Genomic DNA, 23,274 nt, shown 5'->3' with positions numbered 1-23,274 from the left:
TTTCAAGCAGGGATAAATATAATTTCATTTACCGTCGAACCATTATCTGAATTTCATCAACTATTAATCAGTTGCCTTCCTATTTAAAAACGACTACAATTTTACTGTTATATATATGAACGAAAAAAATAGAATAGGAGGGGAAACTATGCCAAGGAAAGTATGGCTATTAGTAGCTGGGATGATTATTAATGTCACGGGTGCTTCTTTTTTATGGCCTTTTAATACAATTTATTTGCATGATCACCTAGGCAAATCTTTATCTGTGGCCGGAATGGTATTAATGATCAACTCGCTTACTGGTGTAATCGGAAACTTGCTCGGCGGTGTTTTATTTGATAAATGGGGCGGTTATAAATCAATTTTAGTAGGGATTGTCATTACACTTGTATCGATTTTAGGTCTTGTATTCTTCCACGGTTGGCCGTTATATGTTGTGTGGCTAGCGTTAATCGGCTTCGGTTCTGGGATGGTCTTCCCATCGATGTACGCGATGGTTGGTACGGTTTGGCCAGAGGGCGGAAGACGAGCGTTTAATGCGATGTATGTTGGACAAAACGTTGGTATTGCGATTGGAACAGCGTGCGGTGGTTTAGTTGCTTCATATCGTTTTGATTATATTTTCTTAGCGAACTTTATTTTATACTTTGTTTTCTTCTTAATTGCTTTTATCGGATTCCGTGGTATGGAAGACAAGAAAGAGCCAGGAGTGCAAAAAGAAGTCGAAACGAAAAAAGGGTGGTCACTTACACCTGGATTTAAAGCACTTCTTATCGTGTGTGTAGCATATGCTTTATGCTGGGTTACATACGTACAGTGGCAAGGAGCGATTGCAACACATATGCAAGAATTGAATATTAGCCTTCGTCACTATAGTTTATTATGGACGATAAACGGAGCGATGATTGTTTGTGCGCAGCCACTTGTTAGTATGCTAATTCGTTGGATGAAGCGTTCTTTAAAACAGCAAATTATGATTGGAATCTTCATTTTTGCGGCGTCATTCATTGTGTTAAGTCAAGCGCAGCAATTTACGATGTTCCTCGTTGCGATGGTAACATTAACAATTGGTGAGTTATTTGTATGGCCTGCGGTTCCAACGATTGCAAATATACTTGCACCAAAAGATAAATTAGGGTTTTATCAAGGGGTCGTAAATAGTGCGGCGACTGTAGGGAAAATGTTCGGGCCGGTCGTTGGCGGAGCAATTGTGGATTTATACAATATGGAAGTATTGTTTATAGCAATCATGGTAATGCTTGTAGTAGCGCTTATAGCAACGAGTATTTATGATAAACGAGTAAAAGTAGAAGAAACAGTTGAAGAAAAAATTGCAGTTTAGTTTGACGGAACATGTTCACATGTTTTAGAATATATTTAAATAAAACAACCTTTAGAACAAGGGAGATAGCTCGGCTGTCTTAAGATGAATTCGTTAGTTATTAAGAGTAACGATTAACCGAGAAGTCCTCGCTTTAAGTAAGCCCTTAAGAGATACTAGGTGAAGGATAGTTCACTTAACTTATATGTGTAATAACAGTGAGAAGGAGTAGTAGTAATAGAAGCTGGTTTAGAGAGTTGACGGTCGGTGCAAGTCAATCCACGTTTCGTTATGAACTCGCCTTTGAGTTGCAGTTGTGAAACTAATAGTAGCAATTGCCGTTAATCCACGTTACGGATCTAAGCGAATGTATATTTTTACATTAATTTAGGGTGGTACCGCGGGAATCTATAACCTCTCGTCCCTTTCTAGGGATGAGAGGTTTTTTGTATTTTGGGCGGTGAAAATAAACAGAATTTCAAGGAGGGTATCTCATGAGCTTTAATCATCAAGAAATTGAGAAGAAGTGGCAAGGGTACTGGGAAGAGAATAAAACATTCCGTACGCCAGATGAGACAGAAAAACCAAAATTTTATGCACTAGATATGTTCCCATATCCATCAGGTGCAGGCTTACACGTAGGACATCCAGAAGGTTATACAGCGACAGATATTTTATCTCGTATGAAGCGTATGCAAGGGTATAACGTTCTTCATCCAATGGGATGGGATGCATTTGGTCTTCCAGCAGAGCAATATGCACTTGATACTGGAAACAGCCCAGCAGAATTTACAGAGCATAATATTAATACATTCCGTAATCAAATTAAATCATTAGGTTTCTCTTACGATTGGGACCGTGAAGTAAATACAACAGATCCAAACTACTATAAGTGGACACAATGGATCTTCCTGAAATTATTTGAAAAAGGTTTAGCTTACGTTGATGAAGTACCTGTAAACTGGTGCCCAGCACTTGGTACAGTACTTGCAAACGAAGAAATCATTGACGGTAAGAGTGAGCGTGGTGGACATCCAGTTGAGCGTCGTCCGATGAGACAGTGGATGTTAAAAATTACAGCTTACGGAGATCGTCTATTAGAAGATCTAGATGAGCTTGATTGGCCTGAAAGCTTAAAAGATATGCAACGTAACTGGATCGGTCGTTCTGAAGGTGCAGAAGTACACTTCAACATCGACGGTACAGACGAGAAGTTTACGGTGTTCACAACGCGCCCTGATACACTATTTGGTGCAACATATTGTGTACTTGCTCCGGAACATGCACTTGTTGCAGAAATTACAACAGCAGAACAAAAAGAAGCGGTAGAAGCTTACATTAACGCTGTAAAAATGAAGAGTGACCTAGAGCGTACAGAACTTGCGAAAGAGAAAACTGGTGTATTCACTGGTGCTTACGCAGTTAACCCAGTAAACGGTGAGAAATTACCAATCTGGATCGCTGACTATGTTCTTGCAACTTACGGAACAGGTGCTGTAATGGCAGTTCCAGCTCACGATGAGCGTGACTATGAATTCGCATCAGTATTTAATCTTCCAATGAAGGAAGTTGTAAAAGGCGGAGATATTACGAAAGAAGTGTACACAGGTGATGGTGCACACGTAAACTCAGCATTCCTTGATGGATTAAATAAAGAAGAAGCAATCGCAAAAATGATTGAATGGCTTGAAGCAACGAGCGCAGGAAATCAAAAAGTAACGTACCGTCTACGTGACTGGTTATTCAGCCGTCAACGTTACTGGGGTGAACCAATTCCAGTAATTCACTGGGAAGATGGTACAATGACAGCTGTGAAAGAAGAGGAATTACCATTAGTTCTTCCGAAAACAGAAAACATCCGTCCTTCAGGTACAGGTGAATCACCACTTGCTAACATTGACGAGTGGGTAAATGTTGTTGATCCTGAGACTGGTAAAAAAGGTCGTCGTGAAACGAACACAATGCCGCAATGGGCTGGTAGCTGCTGGTACTACCTACGTTACATCGATCCAAACAATAGCGAAGCACTTGTAGATCCTGAAAAAGTAAAACAATGGCTTCCAGTTGATATTTATATTGGCGGGGCAGAGCACGCTGTACTTCACTTACTATATGCTCGTTTCTGGCATAAAGTATTATACGATATCGGTGTAGTTCCAACAAAAGAGCCGTTCCAACAATTATTCAACCAAGGTATGATTCTAGGTGAAAACAACGAGAAAATGAGTAAATCAAAAGGTAACGTTGTAAACCCTGATGATATCGTAGCAAGCCACGGTGCAGATACACTTCGTCTATACGAAATGTTCATGGGACCATTAGATGCTTCAATCGCTTGGTCTGAAAATGGTCTTGACGGAGCTCGTCGTTTCCTAGACCGCGTATGGCGTCTATTCATTCAAGATAGCGGTGAATTAAGTGAGAAAATTACTGATGCACCAAATAAAGAACTTGAAAAAGCTTACCACCAAACAGTGAAGAAAGTAACAGAAGACTATGCAGAGCTTCGCTTCAATACAGCGATTTCTCAAATGATGGTATTCATCAATGATGCATACAAAGCTGAAACACTTCCGAAAGAATATGTAGAAGGTTTCGTAAAAATGATTGCACCAGTTGCACCTCACATCGGGGAAGAACTATGGAGCAAACTTGGATACAATGAAACAATCACATATGCAAGCTGGCCAACATTTGATGAGGCTAAACTTGTAGAAGATGAAGTTGAAATCGTTGTTCAAGTTATGGGTAAAGTTCGCGCGAAACTAACAATGAGTAAAGATGCATCAAAAGACGAGATGGAAAAACTCGCACTTGAAGCAATTCAAGACCAAATTGAAGGGAAAACAGTTCGTAAAGTAATTGTTGTTCCTGGAAAACTTGTTAACGTTGTTGCAAATTAAATCATTTAAAAAAGCTCAGAGCGTTTATGCTCTGAGCTTTTTTGTGTAGAAAATAATCTCAGGGTCACCTTCATCTAAATTTTCAATTATTCCACTACGTACAAATAAAAGAGCGGAATTCCAATACAGACAAACACCTATTTTTCTATAGGAAATATGATAAAAAAGGTAGGCTAAATTGAGTAGAAGAGGTGAAAGGAATGAAAGGGATGGACAATAATGCACCACATGGCTTCTTCGGGGGCGAATCGGACAGTTATACACAAATGATGTTAATGGGAGGGGCTGGCCAACAAGGGTACGGTGGAATTCCGAGCTGGATGGGTGGAGCAGCAGGAGGATTTCCAACATCGGTAGCTGGCATGCAAACTGGAATGCCTACATTAATGGGAGGTTTTTCGACATCAGGGGCTGGAATGCCTACAGTAACAGGCGGATTTCCGACATCAGTAGCTGGCGTACAGACAGGAATTCCAGTAGGAGTACCAACTACATTTCCTTCTTTTGTTGGAGGAGTGCAGACAGGATTTCCGGTACCAGGAGTAGGTGTTGTAGCAGGCGGAGTAGGTGGTTATCCGCAAGGTATTCACGGTCACCATGTACATCACCATCATCAAGGCCAACACGGTCACCATGTACACCATCACCACCAAGGCCAACACGGTCATCATGGACATCACCACCATCAAGGTCAACACGGCCAACATGGACACCACCACCATCAAGGTCAACACGGCCATCATGTACACCATCATCACCAAGGCCAACACGGTCATCATGGACACCATCATCACCAAGGCCAACATGGTCATCAACAACAAGTACATCACCACGGACACCAGCATATACATCCACAGGCTGTTCTTTATCAAACGCACCAAGGGCATCACCATCATCAAGGTCAACATGGTCATCATGGACACCATCATCATCAAGGCCAACACGGTCATCAAGGCCAACACCATCATCAAGGCCAACATGGTCATCAAGGCCAACACCATCATCAAGGTCAACACGGTCATCAAGGTCATCAAGGTCATCAAGGTCATCAAGGTCATCAAGGTCATCAAGGTCATCAAGGTCAACATGGCCACCAAGGTCACCACGGTCAACAGCACCAACAGCACCAACAATATCAGCAATATCAACAACAGCAACAATCTTCTCCTTGGACAGGTGGAATGGGAACAGGAGGAGCAGCTAGTATTAGTGGGGCAGCAGGACACGCGGGGCACGTGGGTCATTAATGAGTTGCAGAGAAAAAGACATAATAAAAAACTGCTAGGAAATCCTAGCAGTTTTTTTCAGCTTCTTGACGCTGACGTTCAATTTCAGCACGAAGTTGCGGCTCTGGTGCTTGCCAGCCTTCTGGTTTTAGAATTTTGCCATCACCTTCACGGAATCGAGGTTTTCCATCAGGGAATAATTTTGCCATGTTTGCATTATTTACAATTTCGAATCCTTTATCTGGACGTACGCCCATTTCTGTAAACGTTCCGAATGCAAAGTAAATAAGGTCAATCAGTGCATCGTATTGATCTTCAACAGTTGTTGCTTCTAGAAATTCTTCTAGCTCTTCTTGCATAAAACTCGCACGAATTTTTGCGCGCTCTTCAGCTAATTTGGTTGGAGTATGTGTCACAGGATGTCCGAATACTTCGTGCATTTTCGCAACAAGTTCGTACCCTTTATCTAAACCTTTTTCGTTTGTCATGTTGTTTCATCCTTTCTTACGTTATGCCGAAGTTTATTGTAACATAAGGTGATTATGGAATGAAAAGAACATCTTATCGAAATAAGATGTTCGCTCGTTATTCTTCTTTTTTTATTAAAAGGGATGAAATAAGATCGATGCCAAAAATACCGACCAGTAACATTGGTATAACGACAAGCAAGTAACGTGTGAAGGAAACATTTTTTAAGTATGTATGAGCAAATAAAAAGACGCCGAGAAATAAAATACCATTTAAAATAGGCTTTACTAATTTTTTAGACATAAGCTCCCCCATAAATATCTTCTCTCTCTATTTAATAATAAAAAACTCCTCTCTCCGTTGTATCATGCTGGAGAGAGGAGTTCAATCATTTCTCATTCAATTACACCAGAATTTGTAATATTCACGGTGTATTTTATATGAACCGGAACATCTTTATACATTTGTCTCCATTCTTCTAATTTGAATGGGCGATAATGTTGCTTATACTTTGCACCTAGCCCGAGAGGATCGACGTTTAAAGATTTAAACTGCTTGATTAACTTGGTAGCTTGTACATCCAATTGTTTTTGGACATTTTTTTCAATCTTTTTTGTGTTCTTGTTATTTTCTAAGTTAATTTGTTTCGATAGTTCTTGAATACGTGCATCAAGATGAACGTGAATGAAAAAGGAAGGCTTCCCGTTTTTAATTTTTATATCGTAAGTTGGAACAGAACGAATATTATTAATCATTACATACGCAGAATCTGTTTTAAATTCGTGTGAATCTAATTTATGTTTCTCTAATAGTCCTTTAAATATGAACATATCTTTTTCCGCGATTTTACCGATATACTTATCCTTTTTAAAAAGACCAATTCCGTTAATTTTTATTTTATCACCATGTTTCTTTAGAATTGGAATATAGTAGTCTTGCCCTTCTTGATAATAACGGAATGCTCCTACATGTAGATTATCCGTTGGTAAAGGACCAGTCTCCATATTATGTTCTAACAACTTTTTTATATAAATTGCAACGTTGTATGAAGTCGTATATTTCCCTTTTAAAAGTTCAGTACCATTCCCCTCTAATAAACCAACATATAAAGCGTTCCCTATATTCACATCTCGAAGTAATGTATCGAATGAAGTAGACATTCCTGTTTTGGCAAGTCTTATCGTATATAGAGCGACACGCATTTGTCCGCTAGCAAATGGTTGAGAAGACTCTAAAGATGTGTCTGCTTTTACTTGTTTTACTGCATTTGCGCTGCCTTCAAAAACTTGAACTTTATTTCCTTTTTTCTGAATGGGACAAACGAATGTCACTTTTACTTTATTATCTTTTGCTACATCAAAAACGGTTCCTTGAATAAGCTGTACATCATCGATAATATTTTTTTGTAAACATCCAGTTAAACTGAAGAGTGCTATACAAGAAATAAGTATTAATTTACTTTTGATTTTTTCCATTTTCTTTTCACCCACACAATAATAAATAGGATTGGAATGTATACGTAAATGAGCCAAAAACTAACTTTTGATACATTACTAATAAAGTTATTAATATCGTGTCTGTTTGTTAAAAGTTGCGAAACAATGAGAGTGATAAAGATAAAAGCAATTAAAACACCCCTTTGTTTTACACGGAATATTTCATGAGTTCCTCTCATTGACGCCCATAAAGGGAGGATAAAACTTGAAATAATAACGAGTGCATAGCCTGAAATTGCAATATATTCGAGTCTTTCTATAAATGGTAATTGAATGACTTGGGTCATAGAAAGTTGTGCCCATATTGTTTTTAACAATTGCTTCTCACTAAAAAATGCAAAGGCTAAAAGGGTACTAAATAGATATAGAAGATTTGAAAATAGTGCTCCAAGCTGAGCGTATTTATGAGATTGCATAGGCTTTTTCACAAATGGATACACCATGAGGTAAATCTCAAAACCGGTCATACTGTAGATTGACAGTTGAGCGGATTTTAAAATGTCTGAAAAAGAATGTGTGAATATAGGTAGTAAATTATCCCAATGTGAATATTTCAAAACGAATAAGCTTAGAAATAAATATCCTAATGTACCACCAACAGAGATGACGCAAATACCGGTAATGACACGAAATCCAGAAGAGATAATGTAATAGCTAACTAAGCATAAAAAGATTGTTAACATAAAGGTGGAAGCGGTAGGAAACATCCATACTTGAATAATTTCAACATATGTTCGGATGACTGAAATACTAACGATTAAAAAATAAGCCATAAAGATGATGCTAATGCCATTTCCTAGCCATTTTCCAAATGTTTGCCGATGTAAATCAACTAAATTCCCATTTGTTTCTTTTAATAAGACATACATCATCCATATGATAATATGGATGAAAATTCCTGTGATTATAACTCCCATCCAGCCGTCGTATCCAGCGGCTTTTGCGATAATTCGAGCGAATCCGAGAACTCCAGCACCGAACTGTGCACCGTGAATTAAGAAGAAAACAAAGACAGGAGATATTTGATATTTTTCTTGAACTTTACTCATCGAATGCACCTCATTTCTTAATCATCAAAGTCTGATCTATGTTTTGTTGAAATTCCTTTCGCTGCTTTTTTTACATGTTGTGGCCTTGCTTGTACATCTCTTGTATCAATCATTGTTAAAGGAAAACGAATCCAAGAATCTTTAACAGATTGTTGTCTTGTTGGGTAAAACAAAGCGTACGGCTTGCGTAAAGAAGTAAGCCTGAATAGATGAGTAAATAAGAAGATAAATCCAAGAGAAATCCCGAACAATCCGCCTATTTCTGCAAACATAAGAAAAGGAAAGCGTAGTAATCGAACAGCGTTACCCATTTTATAAATAGGTGTAATAAAGGAAGCAAGTGCTGATAAGGCAACGATAATTAATAAAATATTGCTCGTTAAACCAGCTTGTACAGATGCTTGCCCGATTACGATACCGCCTACAATACCGAGCGTTTGACCAACTTTCATTGGTAACCTTGCGCCGGCTTCTCTTAATAAATCAATTGCAAGTTCTAAAAAGAGCGCTTCAATTAAAGGTGGGAATGGTACTTGTGCCCTTGATAAAATCAAAGTTTCAAGTAAATCACTTGGAATAAGTTCATAATGATAATTTAAAACTGCAACGTATAACGGTGTAGCGCAAATTGAAAATAGAACGGCAATTAATCTTAAAATCCTTGAAAATGTAGCGTACATCCAGGAGACGTTATAGTCTTCTGGTGAAATGAAAAAATCGAAATAGGATACAGGTGTTAGTAAAACACTTGGAGAACCATCAACGAAAATAGCGATTTTTCCATCAATTAGTGCTTTTGTAACTCTATCAGTGCGTTCTGTATTGATATAGAGAGGGAAGATTGATTTTTCACCCATCAATTCTTGTATATAAGCACTATCATTAATTTGATCATACTCAAGAGCGCGTAATGATTCTTCTAGAAAATCTACATTATCTTTTTCAGCGAGGTTGTCTAAATACATCATGACAACTTTTGTTTTGGAAAACTCGCCGATAATCATTTCTTTTGTTTGTAAATCCAAAACAGGAAGACGTTTTCGAACTAAATTAATGTTTGTATCAATATCCTCTACGAAACCTTCTTGCGGACCAATAACAGTTGATTCGTTTAAAGGAGGGGTTGGCGCACGATAATTATCAATTGCAATGTTTGCAAGCATACATTTTTGATCTTGCTGATTTAATTGAATGATCGCATGCCCCTTTAAAACCATATCCTCAATTTTTTGTAAATCGTTCGTAATTGTAATGCCGCTCATCGGAATATGTTCTTTTAGTTGTTCTAGAGAAGCACAAGGTTTCTCTAAAAGAGTAGGCATTAAATATTTCTGTAATTTCTCTCCATCAAGTGAAGGGCGATAGTAAGAAATCCAATAAGGCATCGTTTCATCGTCAGATGTATGGTAATTAATAAAATCACTAGACTTTTTAAGTTTCTCTATTAAATCTTGTAGGGAATGAATACGGTCTTTTTCTGGTTTTGTAAAGTCATAAATACTATTACCTCCAGAGCTTTGTTGCTTACTTTGAGAAGGTTCATCTTGCTTAGTATTTTGTTTTTTATCTTGAGAAGAATCACCTTGCTTAGCGCTTTGTTGCTTATCCTGAGAGGAGTCCTCTTGTTTAGCACTTTGTTGCTTATCCTGAGAGGAATCCTCTTGTTTAGCACTTTGTTGCTTACCTTGAGAGGAATCCTTTTGTTTAGAGCTTTGTTGTTTATTCTGAGAAGAATCCTCTTGTTTAGCACTTTGTTGCTTATCCTGAGAGGAATCCTTTTGTTTAGAGCTTTGTTGTTTATTCTGAGAAGAATCCTCTTGTTTAGCACTTTGTTGCTTACCTTGAGAGGAATCCTTTTGTTTAGAGCTTTGTTGTTTATTCTGAGAAGAATCCTCTTGTTTAGCACTTTGTTGCTTATCCTGAGAGGAATCCTTTTGTTTAGAGCTTTGTTGTTTATTCTGAGAAGAATCCTCTTGTTTAGCACTTTGTTGCTTATCCTGAGAGGAATCTTTTTGCTCGTTATTTTTACCCTTATTATGTTTCATACTTCTAGTCTGTTCTTCGTTATCACCCTCTTGATTGTTAGAATGCTGCTCCCAGTTATCTGTTTCGTTTGCTTCTGGTGTATTTGATTTTTTTTTCTTACGTAACCAATTCCAAATCATATGTACGCCCTCTTTAATCTTGTAATATAGTGCTATTTTGTGGCTAATTTTGTATATTATTCATTTATTTATGAAAAGAAGAAGGAGATTAGTTTGCACAGAAAAAAGTCTTTAGTAAGCAGTTCATACTATAACGGGGAGAGGGAGAGTCTGTGCAAATTGTAAAAAAAGAGAAATTTGTTTTAAAAGAGTTTGCGTTTGAAAATGGCAGAGAAATTCCTGTTCAAATGGGATACGAGACATATGGTACGTTAAATAGAGAAAGGTCAAATGTGATTTTGGTTTGTCATTATTTTAGTGCAACAAGTCATGCGGCAGGAAAATATACAGTGCATGATGAGGAGTCTGGTTGGTGGGATGGGCTCATTGGACCTGGGAAAGCAATTGATACAAATAAGTATTTTGTTATATGTACGGATAACCTTTGTAATGTGCAGGCGAGGAATCCATATGTGATTACAACAGGACCGAAATCGATTAATCTAGAAACTGGAGAAGAATATGCTATGGATTTTCCGGTTTTTACATTTCTTGATGTAGCTCGTATGCAATATGAGTTAATAAAAGGTATGGGAATTTCAAGGTTACACGCTGTAATCGGACCGTCGGCGGGGGGAATGATTGCACAACAATGGGCGGTTCACTATCCACATATGGTAGAGCGGATGATTGGCGTTATTACGAACCCACAAAATCCAATTATTACGTCTGTAAACGTAGCAAAAAATGCGATTGAGGCAATTCAACTGGATCCAAGTTGGAAAGATGGAAAATATGGAGAAGAGCAGCCTATAAAGGGGCTTCATTTAGCGAGTAGAATGATGTTTATGAATGCGTTTGATGAGCATTTTTATGAAATGGCATTTCCTCGTAATAGTATCGAGATAGAACCTTATGAAAAGTTTTCTACATTAACATCATTTGAAAAAGAGATAAATACAGCGACATATAGAAGTATAAAGTTAGTAGATGCAAATTCATGGATGTATACTGCGAAGGCAGTTTTATTGCATGATATTGCACATGGGTTTTCTTCACTAGAAGAATCTCTTTCTAACATAGAAGCGAATGTACTTATGATTCCGTGTAAACAAGATTTGCTTCAGCCGTCTCGTTATAATTATAAAATGGTAGATATTTTGCAAAAACAAGGAAAATATGCGGAAGTGTATGAGATTGAAAGTATAAATGGGCATATGGCAGGAGCATTTGATATTCATTTATTTGAAAAAAAGGTTTATGAATTTTTGAATCGGAAAGTATCTAGTTTTGTGTAAAAGACAAATGATGGGGAAAAGGTGCAATGTTTGTAGTAGGCACCTTTTTTTACATAATTTGTAGACGGAAAATATATGTAGCGATTGCTATACCGAAAAACGCTATGCTGAGCAATAGAAATAAGAATGACATTTCTTGTGGGGAGTTTATTTTTCTATTATTTTTCATACTAAGAGCAATAATTGCAGCGAGTAAGAACACAATGCCCATAATGAAAAGAAAAAGCGTCATTTTAATCGACTCCTTTCATAAAACAAGTATATTGAGGATACAATGTGCTAGTTATGTTTGTAAAGAATAAATTTTTAGAGAAAATTGAGAAATAGTTTTTCGATTCTTTGCGTTCTTTCTTTTGCGTGCTAAAATTGGTAGAGAATGTTTGTGAAAAAGAAACTAAAGGTTTTATTGTATATAAGGAGGAACTACATATGACAGAAGTTAATACAATTACTACAGAAGAGGTACAAGAGCGTTTAGAAAATGGAGAAACGTTATTTCTAGTAGACGTAAGAGAAGATGAAGAAGTAGCGGCAGGAAAGATTCCAGAAGCTGTACATATTAAAATGGGCGATATCCCACATAAAGTAGATTTCTTTAATAAAGAGAATGAATATATCTTTATTTGTCGTTCGGGAATGCGCAGTGAAAATGTATGTCATTATTTAAATGAGCAAGGGTTTAAAACAGTGAACATGGTTGGCGGTATGCTTCAATATGAAGGTGAAACGAAATAGTTAATAGTTAAAAACTTGAAGCGAGTCTGTTTCAAGTTTTTTTCTTTTGCATACAGTATAAAAAAGGAGGAGGGGGAAATGGGAATTAATTTGCGTAAAGTGAAAATTATTAATAATACAGGCGCTGTTAATGTCGGTGACTGTTATGATATCTCGCCTTTAGCTGTGGCGAAAGTATATGCAGGTGCTGGAGGATCGAGTGCGGCTATTTTTTTAAATGGAAAAAGGCAGCCAGAAGCGGTGATTAGAACATCGGTATTTCTTCCGCCTTTGGCAACAAGTACACGTACGTTAGGTTCATAAAGGAAAGGTAGAGTGTAATTATGCCTGCGCATATAAAAGAATTTGTTATTGTTAATAATACTGGGAATATATTTACAGGTGATAATTTGAGTGATACTTCATTTACTGCTTCGAAATCATATAGTGGTTCAATGGGGTGCACTTGGATTGATGTTGTTACAGTAATAGGGACGGAGACGAAGCTTTGTTTACAGCCGGGTGATTCGGTGACGACAACATATACAAGAGGCACTCCTGCTGGTACTGTAACAGGAACAAATATGGGGCAAAGTGTAAATGCATCGGGTATAGCGCAAGCTGTCCCTAATACAGATAATATGGATTCAATTGCAGGACTCCCTTAAGGAATTAAGGGAGTTTTTATTTATTTGAAATAAAAATAGTCTTGGAGATTATTTTTGTAAATAGATTAAGAAGAGGTTTATTTATTATGAAAAAGACGGTTTGTAGGTGGTGAAAGTGTGAAGAATCGTGATAATAATCGGAAGCAAAATTCGTTAAGCTCTAATTTTAGAATTCCACCCGAACTTATTGGACCTACTTTCCCCCCTGTTCCAACTGGATTTACAGGTATAGGGATTACTGGTCCAACAGGTCCACAAGGTCCGACTGGACCGCAAGGACCGAGAGGATTTCAAGGTCCAATGGGGGAGATGGGTCCGACTGGACCTCAAGGTGTGCAAGGGATTCAAGGGCCAGTTGGACCAATAGGCGCAACGGGACCAGAAGGACAGCAGGGGCCACAAGGATTGAGAGGACCACAAGGAGAAACTGGAACGACAGGACCTCAAGGGGTGCAAGGGTTACAAGGTCCGATTGGTCCAACGGGAGCGACTGGGGCACAAGGTATACAAGGAATACAGGGATTACAGGGGCCAATTGGAGCGACGGGACCTGAGGGACCTCAAGGAATTCAAGGCGTCCAAGGGTTACCGGGTGCAACTGGTCCACAAGGAATACAAGGAGCACAAGGGATACAAGGAACACAAGGACCGAGTGGAAATACAGGTGCAACCGGAGCAACGGGTCAGGGGCTAACAGGTCCGACTGGAATAACAGGCCCAACAGGGATAACTGGACCATCTGGAGGACCTCCTGGTCCGACGGGGCCAACTGGTGCGACAGGTCCGGGTGGCGGACCGAGTGGAAGTACAGGTGCGACTGGAGCAACGGGAAGTACTGGGGCTACAGGAAGTACAGGGGGAACAGGAGCAACGGGAACTACAGGTCCGACTGGAAGTACGGGAGCACAGGGCTTGCAAGGAATACAAGGAATTCAAGGGCCAATTGGCCCAACAGGTCCAGAAGGACCGCAGGGGATTCAAGGTATTCCTGGTCCGACAGGAATAACTGGTGAACAAGGAATCCAAGGAGTTCAGGGTATTCAAGGGGGAACGGGAGCAACAGGAGATCAAGGTCCACAAGGTATACAGGGGGCTATAGGTCCTCAAGGGGCCACAGGAGCAACAGGAGATCAAGGTCCACAAGGAATTCAAGGAGTACCAGGGCCATCAGGAGCAACAGGACTACAAGGAGTTCAAGGGATACAAGGTCCAATGGGCGATATAGGACCAACAGGTCCAGAAGGCCCAGAGGGACTTCAGGGCCCGCAAGGAATACAAGGAGTACCGGGGCCAGCTGGAGCAACGGGTCCAGAGGGGCCACAGGGGATACAAGGCATTCAAGGACCGGTAGGAGCAACAGGCTCACAAGGTCCCCAAGGAATTCAGGGAATTCAAGGTGCGCAAGGGATAACGGGAGCAACAGGAGTACAAGGAGCAACTGGAATTCAAGGTATACAAGGAGAAATAGGAGCAACGGGCCCAGAGGGTCCCCAAGGAGTGCAAGGTGCTCAAGGGGCGATTGGTCCAACAGGTCCAATGGGCGCACAAGGAGTGCAAGGAATACAAGGGATTCAAGGCCCAACAGGTGCACAAGGAGTGCAAGGTGCTCAAGGAATACAAGGAATTCAAGGTCCGACGGGTGCAACAGGAGATACGGGAGCAACTGGGGCGACAGGGGAAGGCACTACAGGCCCAACAGGAGTAACTGGTCCGACAGGGGTAACAGGCCCATCTGGAGGACCAGCAGGACCGACCGGCCCAACGGGGCCATCAGGTCCGGCGGGAGTGACTGGTCCATCGGGTGGACCACCTGGCCCGACAGGAGCAACAGGTGCGACAGGAGTAACAGGGGATACCGGGGCGACGGGCTCAACTGGAGTGACAGGAGCGACAGGAGAAACGGGAGCAACCGGAGTGACGGGTTTACAAGGTCCGCAAGGAATCCAAGGTGTTCAGGGAGAGATAGGTCCGACGGGTCCCCAAGGTGTTCAAGGTCCCCAAGGAATTCAAGGAGTAACGGGGGCCACTGGAGATCAAGGTCCGCAAGGGATTCAAGGCCCACAAGGCGACATAGGTCCAACAGGCCCACAAGGAATTCAAGGCCCACAAGGTTCTCAAGGAATCCAAGGAGCGACAGGGGGAACAGGAGCACAAGGCCCACAGGGAATCCAAGGTCCGCAAGGTGACATAGGTCCGATTGGGCCACAAGGTCCAACTGGAATCCAAGGGATACAAGGAGAGATAGGTCCAACAGGTTCAGAAGGCCCAGAGGGACTTCAGGGCCCGCAAGGAATCCAAGGTGTGCCAGGGCCAGTTGGAGCAACGGGTCCAGAGGGTCCTCAAGGGATACAAGGCATTCAAGGACCGGTAGGAGCAACAGGCCCACAAGGTCCACAAGGAATACAGGGAATTCAAGGTGTGCAAGGGATAACGGGAGTAACTGGAGCACAAGGAGCAACTGGAATTCAAGGTATACAAGGGGAAATAGGAGCAACAGGTCCAGAGGGGCCCCAAGGAGTGCAAGGTATACAAGGGGCGATTGGTCCAACAGGTCCGATGGGTGCACAAGGAGTGCAAGGTATACAAGGGATTCAAGGAGCAACAGGAGCACAAGGAGTGCAGGGACCACAAGGAATTCAAGGAGTGCAAGGTCCGACGGGAGCAACAGGAGAAACGGGAGCAACCGGAGCGACGGGAGAAGGAACTACCGGTCCAACAGGAGTAACCGGTCCAACAGGGGTGACTGGCCCGTCAGGAGGGCCTGCAGGACCGACCGGCCCAACGGGGCCATCAGGTCCGGCGGGAGTGACAGGTCCATCAGGTGGACCACCTGGCCCGACAGGAGCAACAGGTGCGACAGGAGTAACAGGAGATACCGGGGCGACAGGCTCAACTGGAGTGACAGGAGCGACAGGAGAAACGGGAGCAACCGGAGTGACGGGTTTACAGGGGCCGCAAGGAATCCAAGGTGTTCAAGGCGATATAGGTCCAACCGGTCCACAGGGTATTCAAGGTCCGCAAGGAATCCAAGGAGTAACGGGGGCAACCGGAGCACAAGGTCCCCAAGGAATTCAAGGCCCACAAGGCGATATAGGTCCAACCGGCCCACAAGGAATTCAAGGTCCACAAGGTCCTCAAGGAATCCAAGGAGCGACGGGGGCAACCGGAGCACAAGGCCCGCAGGGAATCCAAGGTCCGCAAGGTGACATAGGTCCGACCGGCCCACAAGGCCCACAAGGAATTCAAGGCCCGCAAGGAATTCAAGGTCCAACGGGAGCAACAGGAGCGACCGGTGCGACCGGTCCCCAAGGAATTCAAGGCCCACAAGGAATTCAAGGCCCGCAAGGAATTCAAGGTCCAACGGGAGCAACAGGAGCAACAGGAGCGACCGGTCCCCAAGGAATTCAAGGCCCGCAAGGAATTCAAGGCCCGCAAGGAATTCAAGGTCCAACGGGGGCAACAGGAGCGACCGGTGCGACCGGTCCCCAAGGAATTCAAGGCCCACAAGGAATTCAAGGCCCGCAAGGAATTCAAGGTCCAACGGGAGCAACAGGAGCAACAGGAGCGACCGGTCCCCAAGGAATTCAAGGCCCGCAAGGAATCCAAGGTCCAACTGGAGATACAGGTCCAACCGGAGCTGGAGCCACTGGAGCGACCGGGGCGACTGGAGTTAGTACAACTGCAACGTATGCATTTGCGAATAATACATCAGGAACCGCTATTTCCGTTTTATTAGGTGGTACGAATGTACCATTACCGAACAATCAAAATATTGGTCCAGGAATAACCGTTAGTGGTGGAAATACTGTATTTACAGTTGCGAATGCAGGAAATTATTATATAGCTTATACAATTAATTTAACGGCAGGATTAGTTGTAAGTTCTCGTATAACTGTAAATGGCAGTCCGCTTGCGGGAACGATAAACGCTCCGACAGTCGCTACTGGTTCATTTAGTGCAACAATAATCGCTAACTTGCCTGCTGGAGCTGCTGTTAGCTTACAGTTATTTGGAGTAGTTGCAGTAGCTACATTATCTACAGCAACGCCAGGGGCTACCCTAACTATTATTAGATTAAGTTAATAAGCAAAAAACCTTGAAACTTTTATGTTTCAAGGTTTTTTTATCTTTGTATTTGTAAGTAAACCTCGTTAACCAGGGGGAGTGGATCCCCTCTAATTATTTCAAGTTTCACTTTATTCCCTTGAGCAAAAACATCGTAGTTCGAAAATATATTATAATAGAATGAAAAGAAAGAAATTTGGCAGAAAGGGAGGGTGGCGATGCAGGAGATGGTTAAAGATTTTTTTGGACGCCCACTTCAAGATTTACGTATATCTGTCATTGATCGTTGCAATTTTAGATGTACATATTGTATGCCAGCGGAAATATTTGGGCCAGATTATGCTTTTTTGAAAGATGAGTTTTTACTAACTTTTGATGAAATTGAGCGTTTGGCAAAATTATTTGTTAACATCGGTGTACGAAAAATTAGAATTACTGGTGGTGAGCCACTACTTCGTAAAGATTTAACAAAACTTATTGCACGTCTTGTGAAAATTGATGGGCTAATAGATATAGGGTTAACGACAAATGCTATTCATTTAACGAAACAAGCGAAGGCATTAAAAGAAGCTGGATTACATAGAGTGAATGTTAGTTTAGATGCGATAGATGATGACATATTTAAGAATATTAATGGTCGAAATATTAATACGAAACCGGTAATTAAGGGAATTATAGCAGCTAAAGAGGCGGGGCTGGAAGTGAAGGTAAATATGGTTGTGAAAAAAGGGATGAACGATCATCAGGTACTTCCGATGGCTACGTATTTTAAAGAGCAAGGAATCACGCTTCGGTTTATTGAGTTTATGGATGTTGGTAGTACAAATGGGTGGAATTTTGATCAAGTCGTTACAAAGCGAGAATTGATTGAGATGATTCATAAGGTGTATCCGCTTGAGCCAGCTGAAACCCATTACTTTGGTGAAGTTGCGAAGCGATATCGGTATGTTGGAACAAATGTTGAAGTTGGTTTTATTACATCTGTTTCTGAGTCATTTTGTGCCTCTTGTACGAGGGCGAGAATTTCGGCAGATGGAAAGTTTTATACGTGCTTATTTGCGACAGAGGGTTTGAATGTAAGAGAACTTCTTAGAGGGAATCTGTCGGATGAGGAGTTATTAAGTGTTATACAAGATGTATGGATGAATAGAAAAGATAGGTATTCGGATGAACGGACAGAAGAAAGTGCAAAAAATCGTCCGAAAATCGAAATGTCTTATATAGGAGGATAAGAAAGGGGGCTATCGCATGCAGGAGCGATATTCAAGACAAATATTATTTTCTGGTGTTGGAGAAGAAGGACAGAGAAAAATAAGAGAGAAGCATGTGCTTATTATAGGTGCTGGTGCTCTCGGTGCGGCCAATGCAGAAGCGATTGTTAGAGCAGGGGTTGGAAAAGTAACGCTTGCTGATCGGGATTATGTAGAATGGAGTAATTTACAAAGACAACAACTATATACGGAAGAAGATGCAAAGCAGTATAAACCGAAGGCGATAGCGGCTGCAGAACATTTACAAGCAATTAATTCTGAGGTGGAAATAAATCCGGTTGTGACGGATGTAACGGTGCAAGAAATGGAAGAGTTAGTGCGTGATGTAGATTTAATATTAGATGCGACAGATAATTTTGAAACGCGTCTTCTCATTAATGATATTTCACAAAAGTATAATATTCCATGGATATATGGTGGTTGCGTCGGGAGTTACGGAGTAACGTATACAATTTTACCAGGGAAAACACCGTGTTTTCGCTGTTTAATGGAGCATCCGGCGAGCGGAGCAACATGTGACACAGCTGGTATTATACAACCGGCAGTACAATTAGTAGTTGCGCATCAAATTACGGAAGCGCTGAAAATATTAGTAGAAGACTTTGGGGCGCTTCGTGAAACGATGTTATCGTTTGATCTTTGGAATAATCAACAGATGGCATTTAAAGTGAATAGGCAGAAAAAAGATACTTGTTTATCTTGCGGAAGGTTACGTACATATCCGAGCTTAACATTTGAAGCACAAACAAAAACAGAAGTGTTATGTGGGCGAAATACAGTACAAATTCGCCCGGGTGTGCGGAAGAATTTTAATTTAGAAGAAATTAAAAAGCGTTTACAAAGAAGCGTAGAGATAAAGGCGACACCTTATTTATTATCATTTCCGGTAGAAGAATATCGTTTTGTTTTATTTACAGATGGCAGGGCGTTTATTCATGGGACGAATGATATGAATGTAGCGAAAAGTTTATATGCAAGGTATATAGGTTGAACCTAAAGGAAACCCTTTAGGTTCAACGGAGAGAGGATTATGAATTTCTCGTATAATCTCCACTTTTTCCACCTGTTTTTTCAAGTAAGTACGTTTCGCCGATAATCATACCTTTATCGACAGCTTTACACATATCATACACAGTAAGAGCGGTAGCGGAAGCAGCTGTTAAAGCTTCCATTTCAACACCGGTGCTACCTTCTGTTTTAACTTTTACTTCAATGAGTAAACGATATTGTTCTTCTGATTGTTTCCAATCGAAAGAAACGTCAACACCTTTTAATAATAAAGGATGGCACATTGGGATAATATCAGAAGTACGTTTCGCAGCCATAATGCCTGCGATTTGCGCAACTGCTAATACGTCACCTTTCCCAATTTCATTGTGAGAGATTTTATCGTAAATTTCTTTCGTAACGACAATGCTAGAGCACGCAATTGCTGTTCGAACGGTTGTTTTTTTATCGCTTATATCAACCATTTTTGCGCGTCCTTGGTCATTAAAATGTGTAAATGAAGACATGGAATTCCTCCTTGAAGTAATTTCTATTGAATACATAAAGTTTAATCGAGATAAAAAAAATTGCAAATATGAGGTGAGAAACGATGGTAGAAAAACGAATTCCAATTCAAGTTGCTGAGGCAGTAGAACGGGTAATGAAATATGCGAAGTATGGTGAAGTAGAAGAAATTTCTATTACGGAAAGTTATGGGAGAATTCTCGGGGAAGATGTTGTCTCAGATCATGACGTTCCTCATTTTGATCGTTCCCCTTACGACGGTTTCGCCATTCGAGCAGAAGATACGAAAGGAGCAACCCAAGAAAATCCAATTGAATTTGAAGTAATAGGAGAAATCGGGGCGGGGTCTGTTTTTTTAGAAGAAGTAGGAGCTTTTAAAGCGATTCGCATTATGACAGGAGCAGCTATTCCAGAAGAATGTAATGCAGTCGTAATGCTCGAGCTGACGGAAGGGTTTGAGAAGAACGGGAAAACATATATGAAGTTAAAACGCCCTTTTAATAACGGTGACAATGTGTCGTTTAAAGGAGAAGATATAAAACAAAATCAAGTTCTCGTTAAGAAAGGTGTTGCAATTAACCCAGGGGTTGCAGCCCTACTAGCAACGTTTGGATATAGCACTGTGAAAGTTGTAAAACAGCCTGTTGTCGGTATTGTAACGACAGGAAGTGAATTATTAGAAGTACATGAGCCTTTAGAACCGGGGAAGATTAGAAATAGTAACTCGTATATGATCGCAGCTCAAATTATGAAAGCTGGCGGGAAAGTTCGTTATTATGGTCAACTCGCGGATGAGTTAGATGCATGTTTTACAGCTGTTCAATCAGCGATGGGTGAGGTCGACATTTTAATTACAACAGGTGGTGTATCAGTAGGAGATTATGACTACTTACCAGCTATTTATGAAAGGTTACAGGCGAATGTACTCTTTAATAAGATAGCCATGAGGCCCGGAAGTGTAACGACAGTAGCTGAAGTAGATGGAAAGTTACTCTTCGGTTTATCAGGAAATCCGTCTGCTTGTTATGTAGGCTTTGAATTATTTGTGCATCCAATTATAAAAACGTATTTGTATGCGAAGGAACCTCACGTATATAGAGCGGATGCTATTTTACAAAAAGATTTTTCAAAGCCAAATCCATTTACTCGTTTCGTAAGAGCAAACGTAACGATTGTGGACGGGGCGTTACAAGCGATGCCGGTTGGTTTAGATAAATCGAGTGCGGTATCTTCACTTGCAGATGCGAATGCTTTTATCGTGTTACCTGGAGGAACGAGAGGATTTGAGACTGGGATGAAAGTATCCGTATTATTGTTAGAGCACTCTGAGGGATGTGATTGGCCATGGGCAAAGCCCCTTCAATCTTACAAATAGTAGGATATCAAAATAGCGGAAAAACGACACTTGTAGAGAAAATTGTGCATGTGTTAGCTGAAAGTGAAATAAAAGTTGCTACAATTAAACATCACGGGCACGGAGGTTTTCCAGAAGTAGCGCAAAAAGATAGCGAAAGACACCGTAAAGCTGGTGCTGTCGTAAGTAGTGTAGAAGGTGCTGGATTGCTTTCACTTTCTTCACTAAGAAAGAAATGGTCCTTGCAAGAAATTATTCGCTTATATGAGTTTTTTGAAGTGGATACAATTTTAATAGAGGGCTATAAAAAAGAGAACTACCCGAAAGTAGTGTTACTTCGTTCTGCGGAAGACGTTGAACTTTTACATAAAGTAGAAAATATAGTGGCGATTATTACGTGGTATGATGTCCCGGCAAATATACGAGAAGAATATAAAGTATTTCATATAACAGAAGAAGAGTTGTACATAGACTGGTTTTTACAAACGGTTAGGAGTGCGAAATGACAAATACATATTATGAAGTAATTGATACAGAAATCTCGATTGAAGAGGTAACGAAGAAAGTGATTCGACGTGAATGCGGTGCTGTTACAACATTTATTGGAACGGTTAGAGAGTTTACGAAAGGGCGTCGTACATTATACTTAGAGTATGTTGCTTATAAGACGATGGCAGAAAAGATGCTAGAGAAAATTGGTCTGGAAGTGAAAGAGAAATGGCCGGGTACATATGTTGCGATTACACATCGCATCGGTACGTTGCAAATTTCTGATATAGCGGTTGTTGTTGCTGTTTCAACACCACACCGTAAAGCGGCTTATGAAGCAAACGAATATATTATGGAACGCATAAAACAAATTGTTCCGATTTGGAAAAAGGAGTTTTGGGAAGATGGTGACTCATGGATTGGTGATCAATTAGAAAAAACACCATATCCGGCGGGAGAGCCTGGGAAGGAGCTATAAGTATGATTCGAGTATTGTTATTTGCGCACTTGCAAGAAGAGGCAGGAACAAGTGAATTACAAATAGAGAAAGAAAATATTACGGTTGCAGAGTTAAAAGATGTTGTTGCGAAAGAATATAATGTACCAGTTTCAGAGCCAATTATGGTTGCGATTAATGAAGAATACGCAAATGAAGATGACAGGGTCCAAGATGGTGATGTGGTTGCACTTATACCACCAGTGAGTGGTGGTTAATATTGGATTCATTAAAACGACTTTCCTAAGTAGGGGAAGTCGTTTTTTTATGGCGTTTTTGAGAACACTAACTTATAGGATAAGGAGGACGTTATGAAAAAAATATGTGTAATTATTACAGCGATATGTTCTATCTTTTTCTCTTCTCCAAGCGATTCTTTCGCGAAAGAATCAAGAGAACAGCTTTTAGAGAGTGCGTTATTGAATAGGTACTATTCGGTTATTAGACAAGTGACAGAAGATCAATATGAATGTGATGCAGTTATAAATATAAAGCGTCTCGGCAGGAAAGATGAATTTGTTCCTAGATTTGAAGTGACGCTACAATTTCTTACATTTCAAGGGGCGCATAATCCGCCAAATGACAAAGTTACACTTACTTTGGAGGATTATTTAGATCATATAAAGGTAAAAAATGTGGAGCGAGAAAAAAATGTTTCTAATGATGTTGTAGAAAAGATTTGTACTCGCAAAAAAGAAAAAATGAAAGCTCATTCTAATGATTGAGAGCGGTAACTTATTCCGCTATTTGCGGGATGATTAAAGTTTCAATTTATGACATTTTACAGAGAAAGGTAATGG

Annotated in this window: 22 protein-coding genes, 1 pseudogene and 1 other annotated feature; of the genes and pseudogenes, 15 read left to right on the top strand and 8 right to left on the bottom strand. The window is 40.7% G+C overall.

Translation table 11 applies throughout. The features are described from left to right. Positions 1-148: 148 nt before the first annotated feature. On the top strand, positions 149-1,342 hold the full coding sequence (locus ACUXVC_RS23825) for an MDR family MFS transporter (RefSeq protein ID WP_001137538.1): 1,194 nt from the start codon (positions 149-151) through the stop codon (positions 1,340-1,342). Positions 1,343-1,530: 188 nt separating this feature from the next. Beyond that, positions 1,531-1,750 (top strand) — a binding site (T-box leader). Positions 1,751-1,815: 65 nt separating this feature from the next. Continuing rightward, positions 1,816-4,224 (top strand): leucine--tRNA ligase, encoded by a 2,409-nt coding sequence (leuS, locus tag ACUXVC_RS23820; RefSeq protein ID WP_098975979.1) that lies wholly within the window; start codon positions 1,816-1,818, stop codon positions 4,222-4,224. Between the two features lie 24 nt (positions 4,225-4,248). Here leuS and ACUXVC_RS23815 read toward each other — a convergent pair. Then, positions 4,249-4,329, bottom strand: a pseudogene (locus ACUXVC_RS23815) (GNAT family N-acetyltransferase); the annotation flags it as partial. A 95-nt stretch (positions 4,330-4,424) separates the two neighbouring features. On the opposite strand from ACUXVC_RS23815, the gene ACUXVC_RS23810 reads away from it, so the two are divergent. Continuing rightward, positions 4,425-5,471: a hypothetical protein gene (locus ACUXVC_RS23810; protein WP_446025851.1), complete on the top strand. Its 1,047-nt coding sequence runs from the start codon at positions 4,425-4,427 to the stop codon at positions 5,469-5,471. Between the two features lie 44 nt (positions 5,472-5,515). Here ACUXVC_RS23810 and ACUXVC_RS23805 read toward each other — a convergent pair whose 3' ends face one another. The 5 genes from ACUXVC_RS23805 to ACUXVC_RS23785 form a co-directional block, all read right to left on the bottom strand. Next, positions 5,516-5,938, bottom strand: a complete 423-nt coding sequence (locus tag ACUXVC_RS23805; protein WP_098127456.1) for an HAD family hydrolase — start codon at positions 5,936-5,938, stop codon at positions 5,516-5,518. 97 nt (positions 5,939-6,035) lie between these two features. Further along, positions 6,036-6,221: a hypothetical protein gene (locus tag ACUXVC_RS23800; protein ID WP_000038781.1), complete on the bottom strand. Its 186-nt coding sequence runs from the start codon at positions 6,219-6,221 to the stop codon at positions 6,036-6,038. Positions 6,222-6,313: 92 nt separating this feature from the next. After that, entirely contained in the window at positions 6,314-7,393 is a 1,080-nt protein-coding gene (gene gerHC, locus ACUXVC_RS23795; RefSeq protein WP_016080007.1) for a spore germination protein GerHC, read from the bottom strand. Continuing rightward, the gene (locus tag ACUXVC_RS23790; protein ID WP_098127457.1) at positions 7,369-8,463 is read right to left on the bottom strand and encodes a spore germination protein; all 1,095 of its coding nucleotides are present in this window, start codon (positions 8,461-8,463) and stop codon (positions 7,369-7,371) included. The genes gerHC and ACUXVC_RS23790 overlap by 25 nt, the downstream gene beginning before the upstream one ends. A 17-nt stretch (positions 8,464-8,480) precedes the next feature. Further along, complete coding sequence (locus tag ACUXVC_RS23785; RefSeq protein ID WP_144465135.1) at positions 8,481-10,628, bottom strand: spore germination protein; 2,148 nt, start codon at positions 10,626-10,628, stop codon at positions 8,481-8,483. A 152-nt stretch (positions 10,629-10,780) separates the two neighbouring features. On the opposite strand from ACUXVC_RS23785, the gene ACUXVC_RS23780 reads away from it, so the two are divergent. Then, positions 10,781-11,905: an alpha/beta fold hydrolase gene (locus ACUXVC_RS23780; protein WP_098125927.1), complete on the top strand. Its 1,125-nt coding sequence runs from the start codon at positions 10,781-10,783 to the stop codon at positions 11,903-11,905. A gap of 49 nt (positions 11,906-11,954) precedes the next feature. On the opposite strand, the gene ACUXVC_RS23775 is transcribed toward ACUXVC_RS23780, so the two are convergent. Continuing rightward, positions 11,955-12,137 (bottom strand): hypothetical protein, encoded by a 183-nt coding sequence (locus tag ACUXVC_RS23775; RefSeq protein ID WP_000171889.1) that lies wholly within the window; start codon positions 12,135-12,137, stop codon positions 11,955-11,957. A gap of 197 nt (positions 12,138-12,334) precedes the next feature. Here ACUXVC_RS23775 and ACUXVC_RS23770 point away from each other — a divergent pair, with 197 nt between their 5' ends. The 6 genes from ACUXVC_RS23770 to ACUXVC_RS23745 all read left to right on the top strand — a co-directional run bounded on the left by ACUXVC_RS23770 (position 12,335) and on the right by ACUXVC_RS23745 (position 19,614). Continuing rightward, positions 12,335-12,640 carry a rhodanese-like domain-containing protein gene (locus tag ACUXVC_RS23770; protein WP_000141254.1) on the top strand — a complete coding sequence of 102 codons (306 nt, stop codon included), beginning with the start codon at positions 12,335-12,337 and terminating at the stop codon, positions 12,638-12,640. Positions 12,641-12,718: 78 nt separating this feature from the next. Further along, positions 12,719-12,943, top strand: coding sequence for a spore germination protein (locus ACUXVC_RS23765; protein WP_000512463.1), 225 nt, complete (start codon positions 12,719-12,721; stop codon positions 12,941-12,943). A 20-nt stretch (positions 12,944-12,963) separates the two neighbouring features. Next, on the top strand, positions 12,964-13,287 hold the full coding sequence (locus ACUXVC_RS23760; protein WP_001110852.1) for a hypothetical protein: 324 nt from the start codon (positions 12,964-12,966) through the stop codon (positions 13,285-13,287). A 117-nt stretch (positions 13,288-13,404) separates the two neighbouring features. Next, positions 13,405-17,370, top strand: coding sequence for a BclA-related collagen-like exosporium protein (locus tag ACUXVC_RS23755; RefSeq protein ID WP_446025850.1), 3,966 nt, complete (start codon positions 13,405-13,407; stop codon positions 17,368-17,370). A gap of 200 nt (positions 17,371-17,570) precedes the next feature. Beyond that, positions 17,571-18,584, top strand: coding sequence for a GTP 3',8-cyclase MoaA (gene moaA / locus ACUXVC_RS23750; protein WP_446025849.1), 1,014 nt, complete (start codon positions 17,571-17,573; stop codon positions 18,582-18,584). Between the two features lie 16 nt (positions 18,585-18,600). Then, positions 18,601-19,614 carry a molybdopterin-synthase adenylyltransferase MoeB gene (locus ACUXVC_RS23745; RefSeq protein WP_446025848.1) on the top strand — a complete coding sequence of 338 codons (1,014 nt, stop codon included), beginning with the start codon at positions 18,601-18,603 and terminating at the stop codon, positions 19,612-19,614. Positions 19,615-19,651: 37 nt separating this feature from the next. Here the strand turns inward: ACUXVC_RS23745 and moaC are convergent, their stop codons facing one another. After that, entirely contained in the window at positions 19,652-20,137 is a 486-nt protein-coding gene (gene moaC / locus ACUXVC_RS23740) for a cyclic pyranopterin monophosphate synthase MoaC (protein ID WP_000094153.1), read from the bottom strand. Between the two features lie 83 nt (positions 20,138-20,220). Between moaC and ACUXVC_RS23735 the strand changes: the two genes are divergently transcribed. The 5 genes from ACUXVC_RS23735 to ACUXVC_RS23715 all read left to right on the top strand — a co-directional run bounded on the left by ACUXVC_RS23735 (position 20,221) and on the right by ACUXVC_RS23715 (position 23,199). After that, complete coding sequence (locus tag ACUXVC_RS23735; RefSeq protein ID WP_098125929.1) at positions 20,221-21,510, top strand: molybdopterin molybdotransferase MoeA; 1,290 nt, start codon at positions 20,221-20,223, stop codon at positions 21,508-21,510. Continuing rightward, positions 21,480-21,995 (top strand): molybdopterin-guanine dinucleotide biosynthesis protein B, encoded by a 516-nt coding sequence (gene mobB, locus ACUXVC_RS23730; RefSeq protein WP_071713777.1) that lies wholly within the window; start codon positions 21,480-21,482, stop codon positions 21,993-21,995. The genes ACUXVC_RS23735 and mobB overlap by 31 nt, the downstream gene beginning before the upstream one ends. Beyond that, positions 21,992-22,456, top strand: coding sequence for a molybdopterin synthase catalytic subunit MoaE (moaE, locus tag ACUXVC_RS23725; protein WP_000185943.1), 465 nt, complete (start codon positions 21,992-21,994; stop codon positions 22,454-22,456). The genes mobB and moaE overlap by 4 nt, the downstream gene beginning before the upstream one ends. Before the next feature lie 2 nt (positions 22,457-22,458). Then, entirely contained in the window at positions 22,459-22,692 is a 234-nt protein-coding gene (moaD, locus tag ACUXVC_RS23720) for a molybdopterin converting factor subunit 1 (protein ID WP_000621772.1), read from the top strand. A 93-nt stretch (positions 22,693-22,785) separates the two neighbouring features. After that, positions 22,786-23,199: a DUF3888 domain-containing protein gene (locus ACUXVC_RS23715; RefSeq protein WP_144465132.1), complete on the top strand. Its 414-nt coding sequence runs from the start codon at positions 22,786-22,788 to the stop codon at positions 23,197-23,199. The last annotated feature ends 75 nt before the right edge of the window (positions 23,200-23,274 follow it).

The organism is Bacillus sp. N6, assembly GCF_052805735.1.
This window is presented reverse-complemented; position numbering and strand designations above follow the sequence as displayed.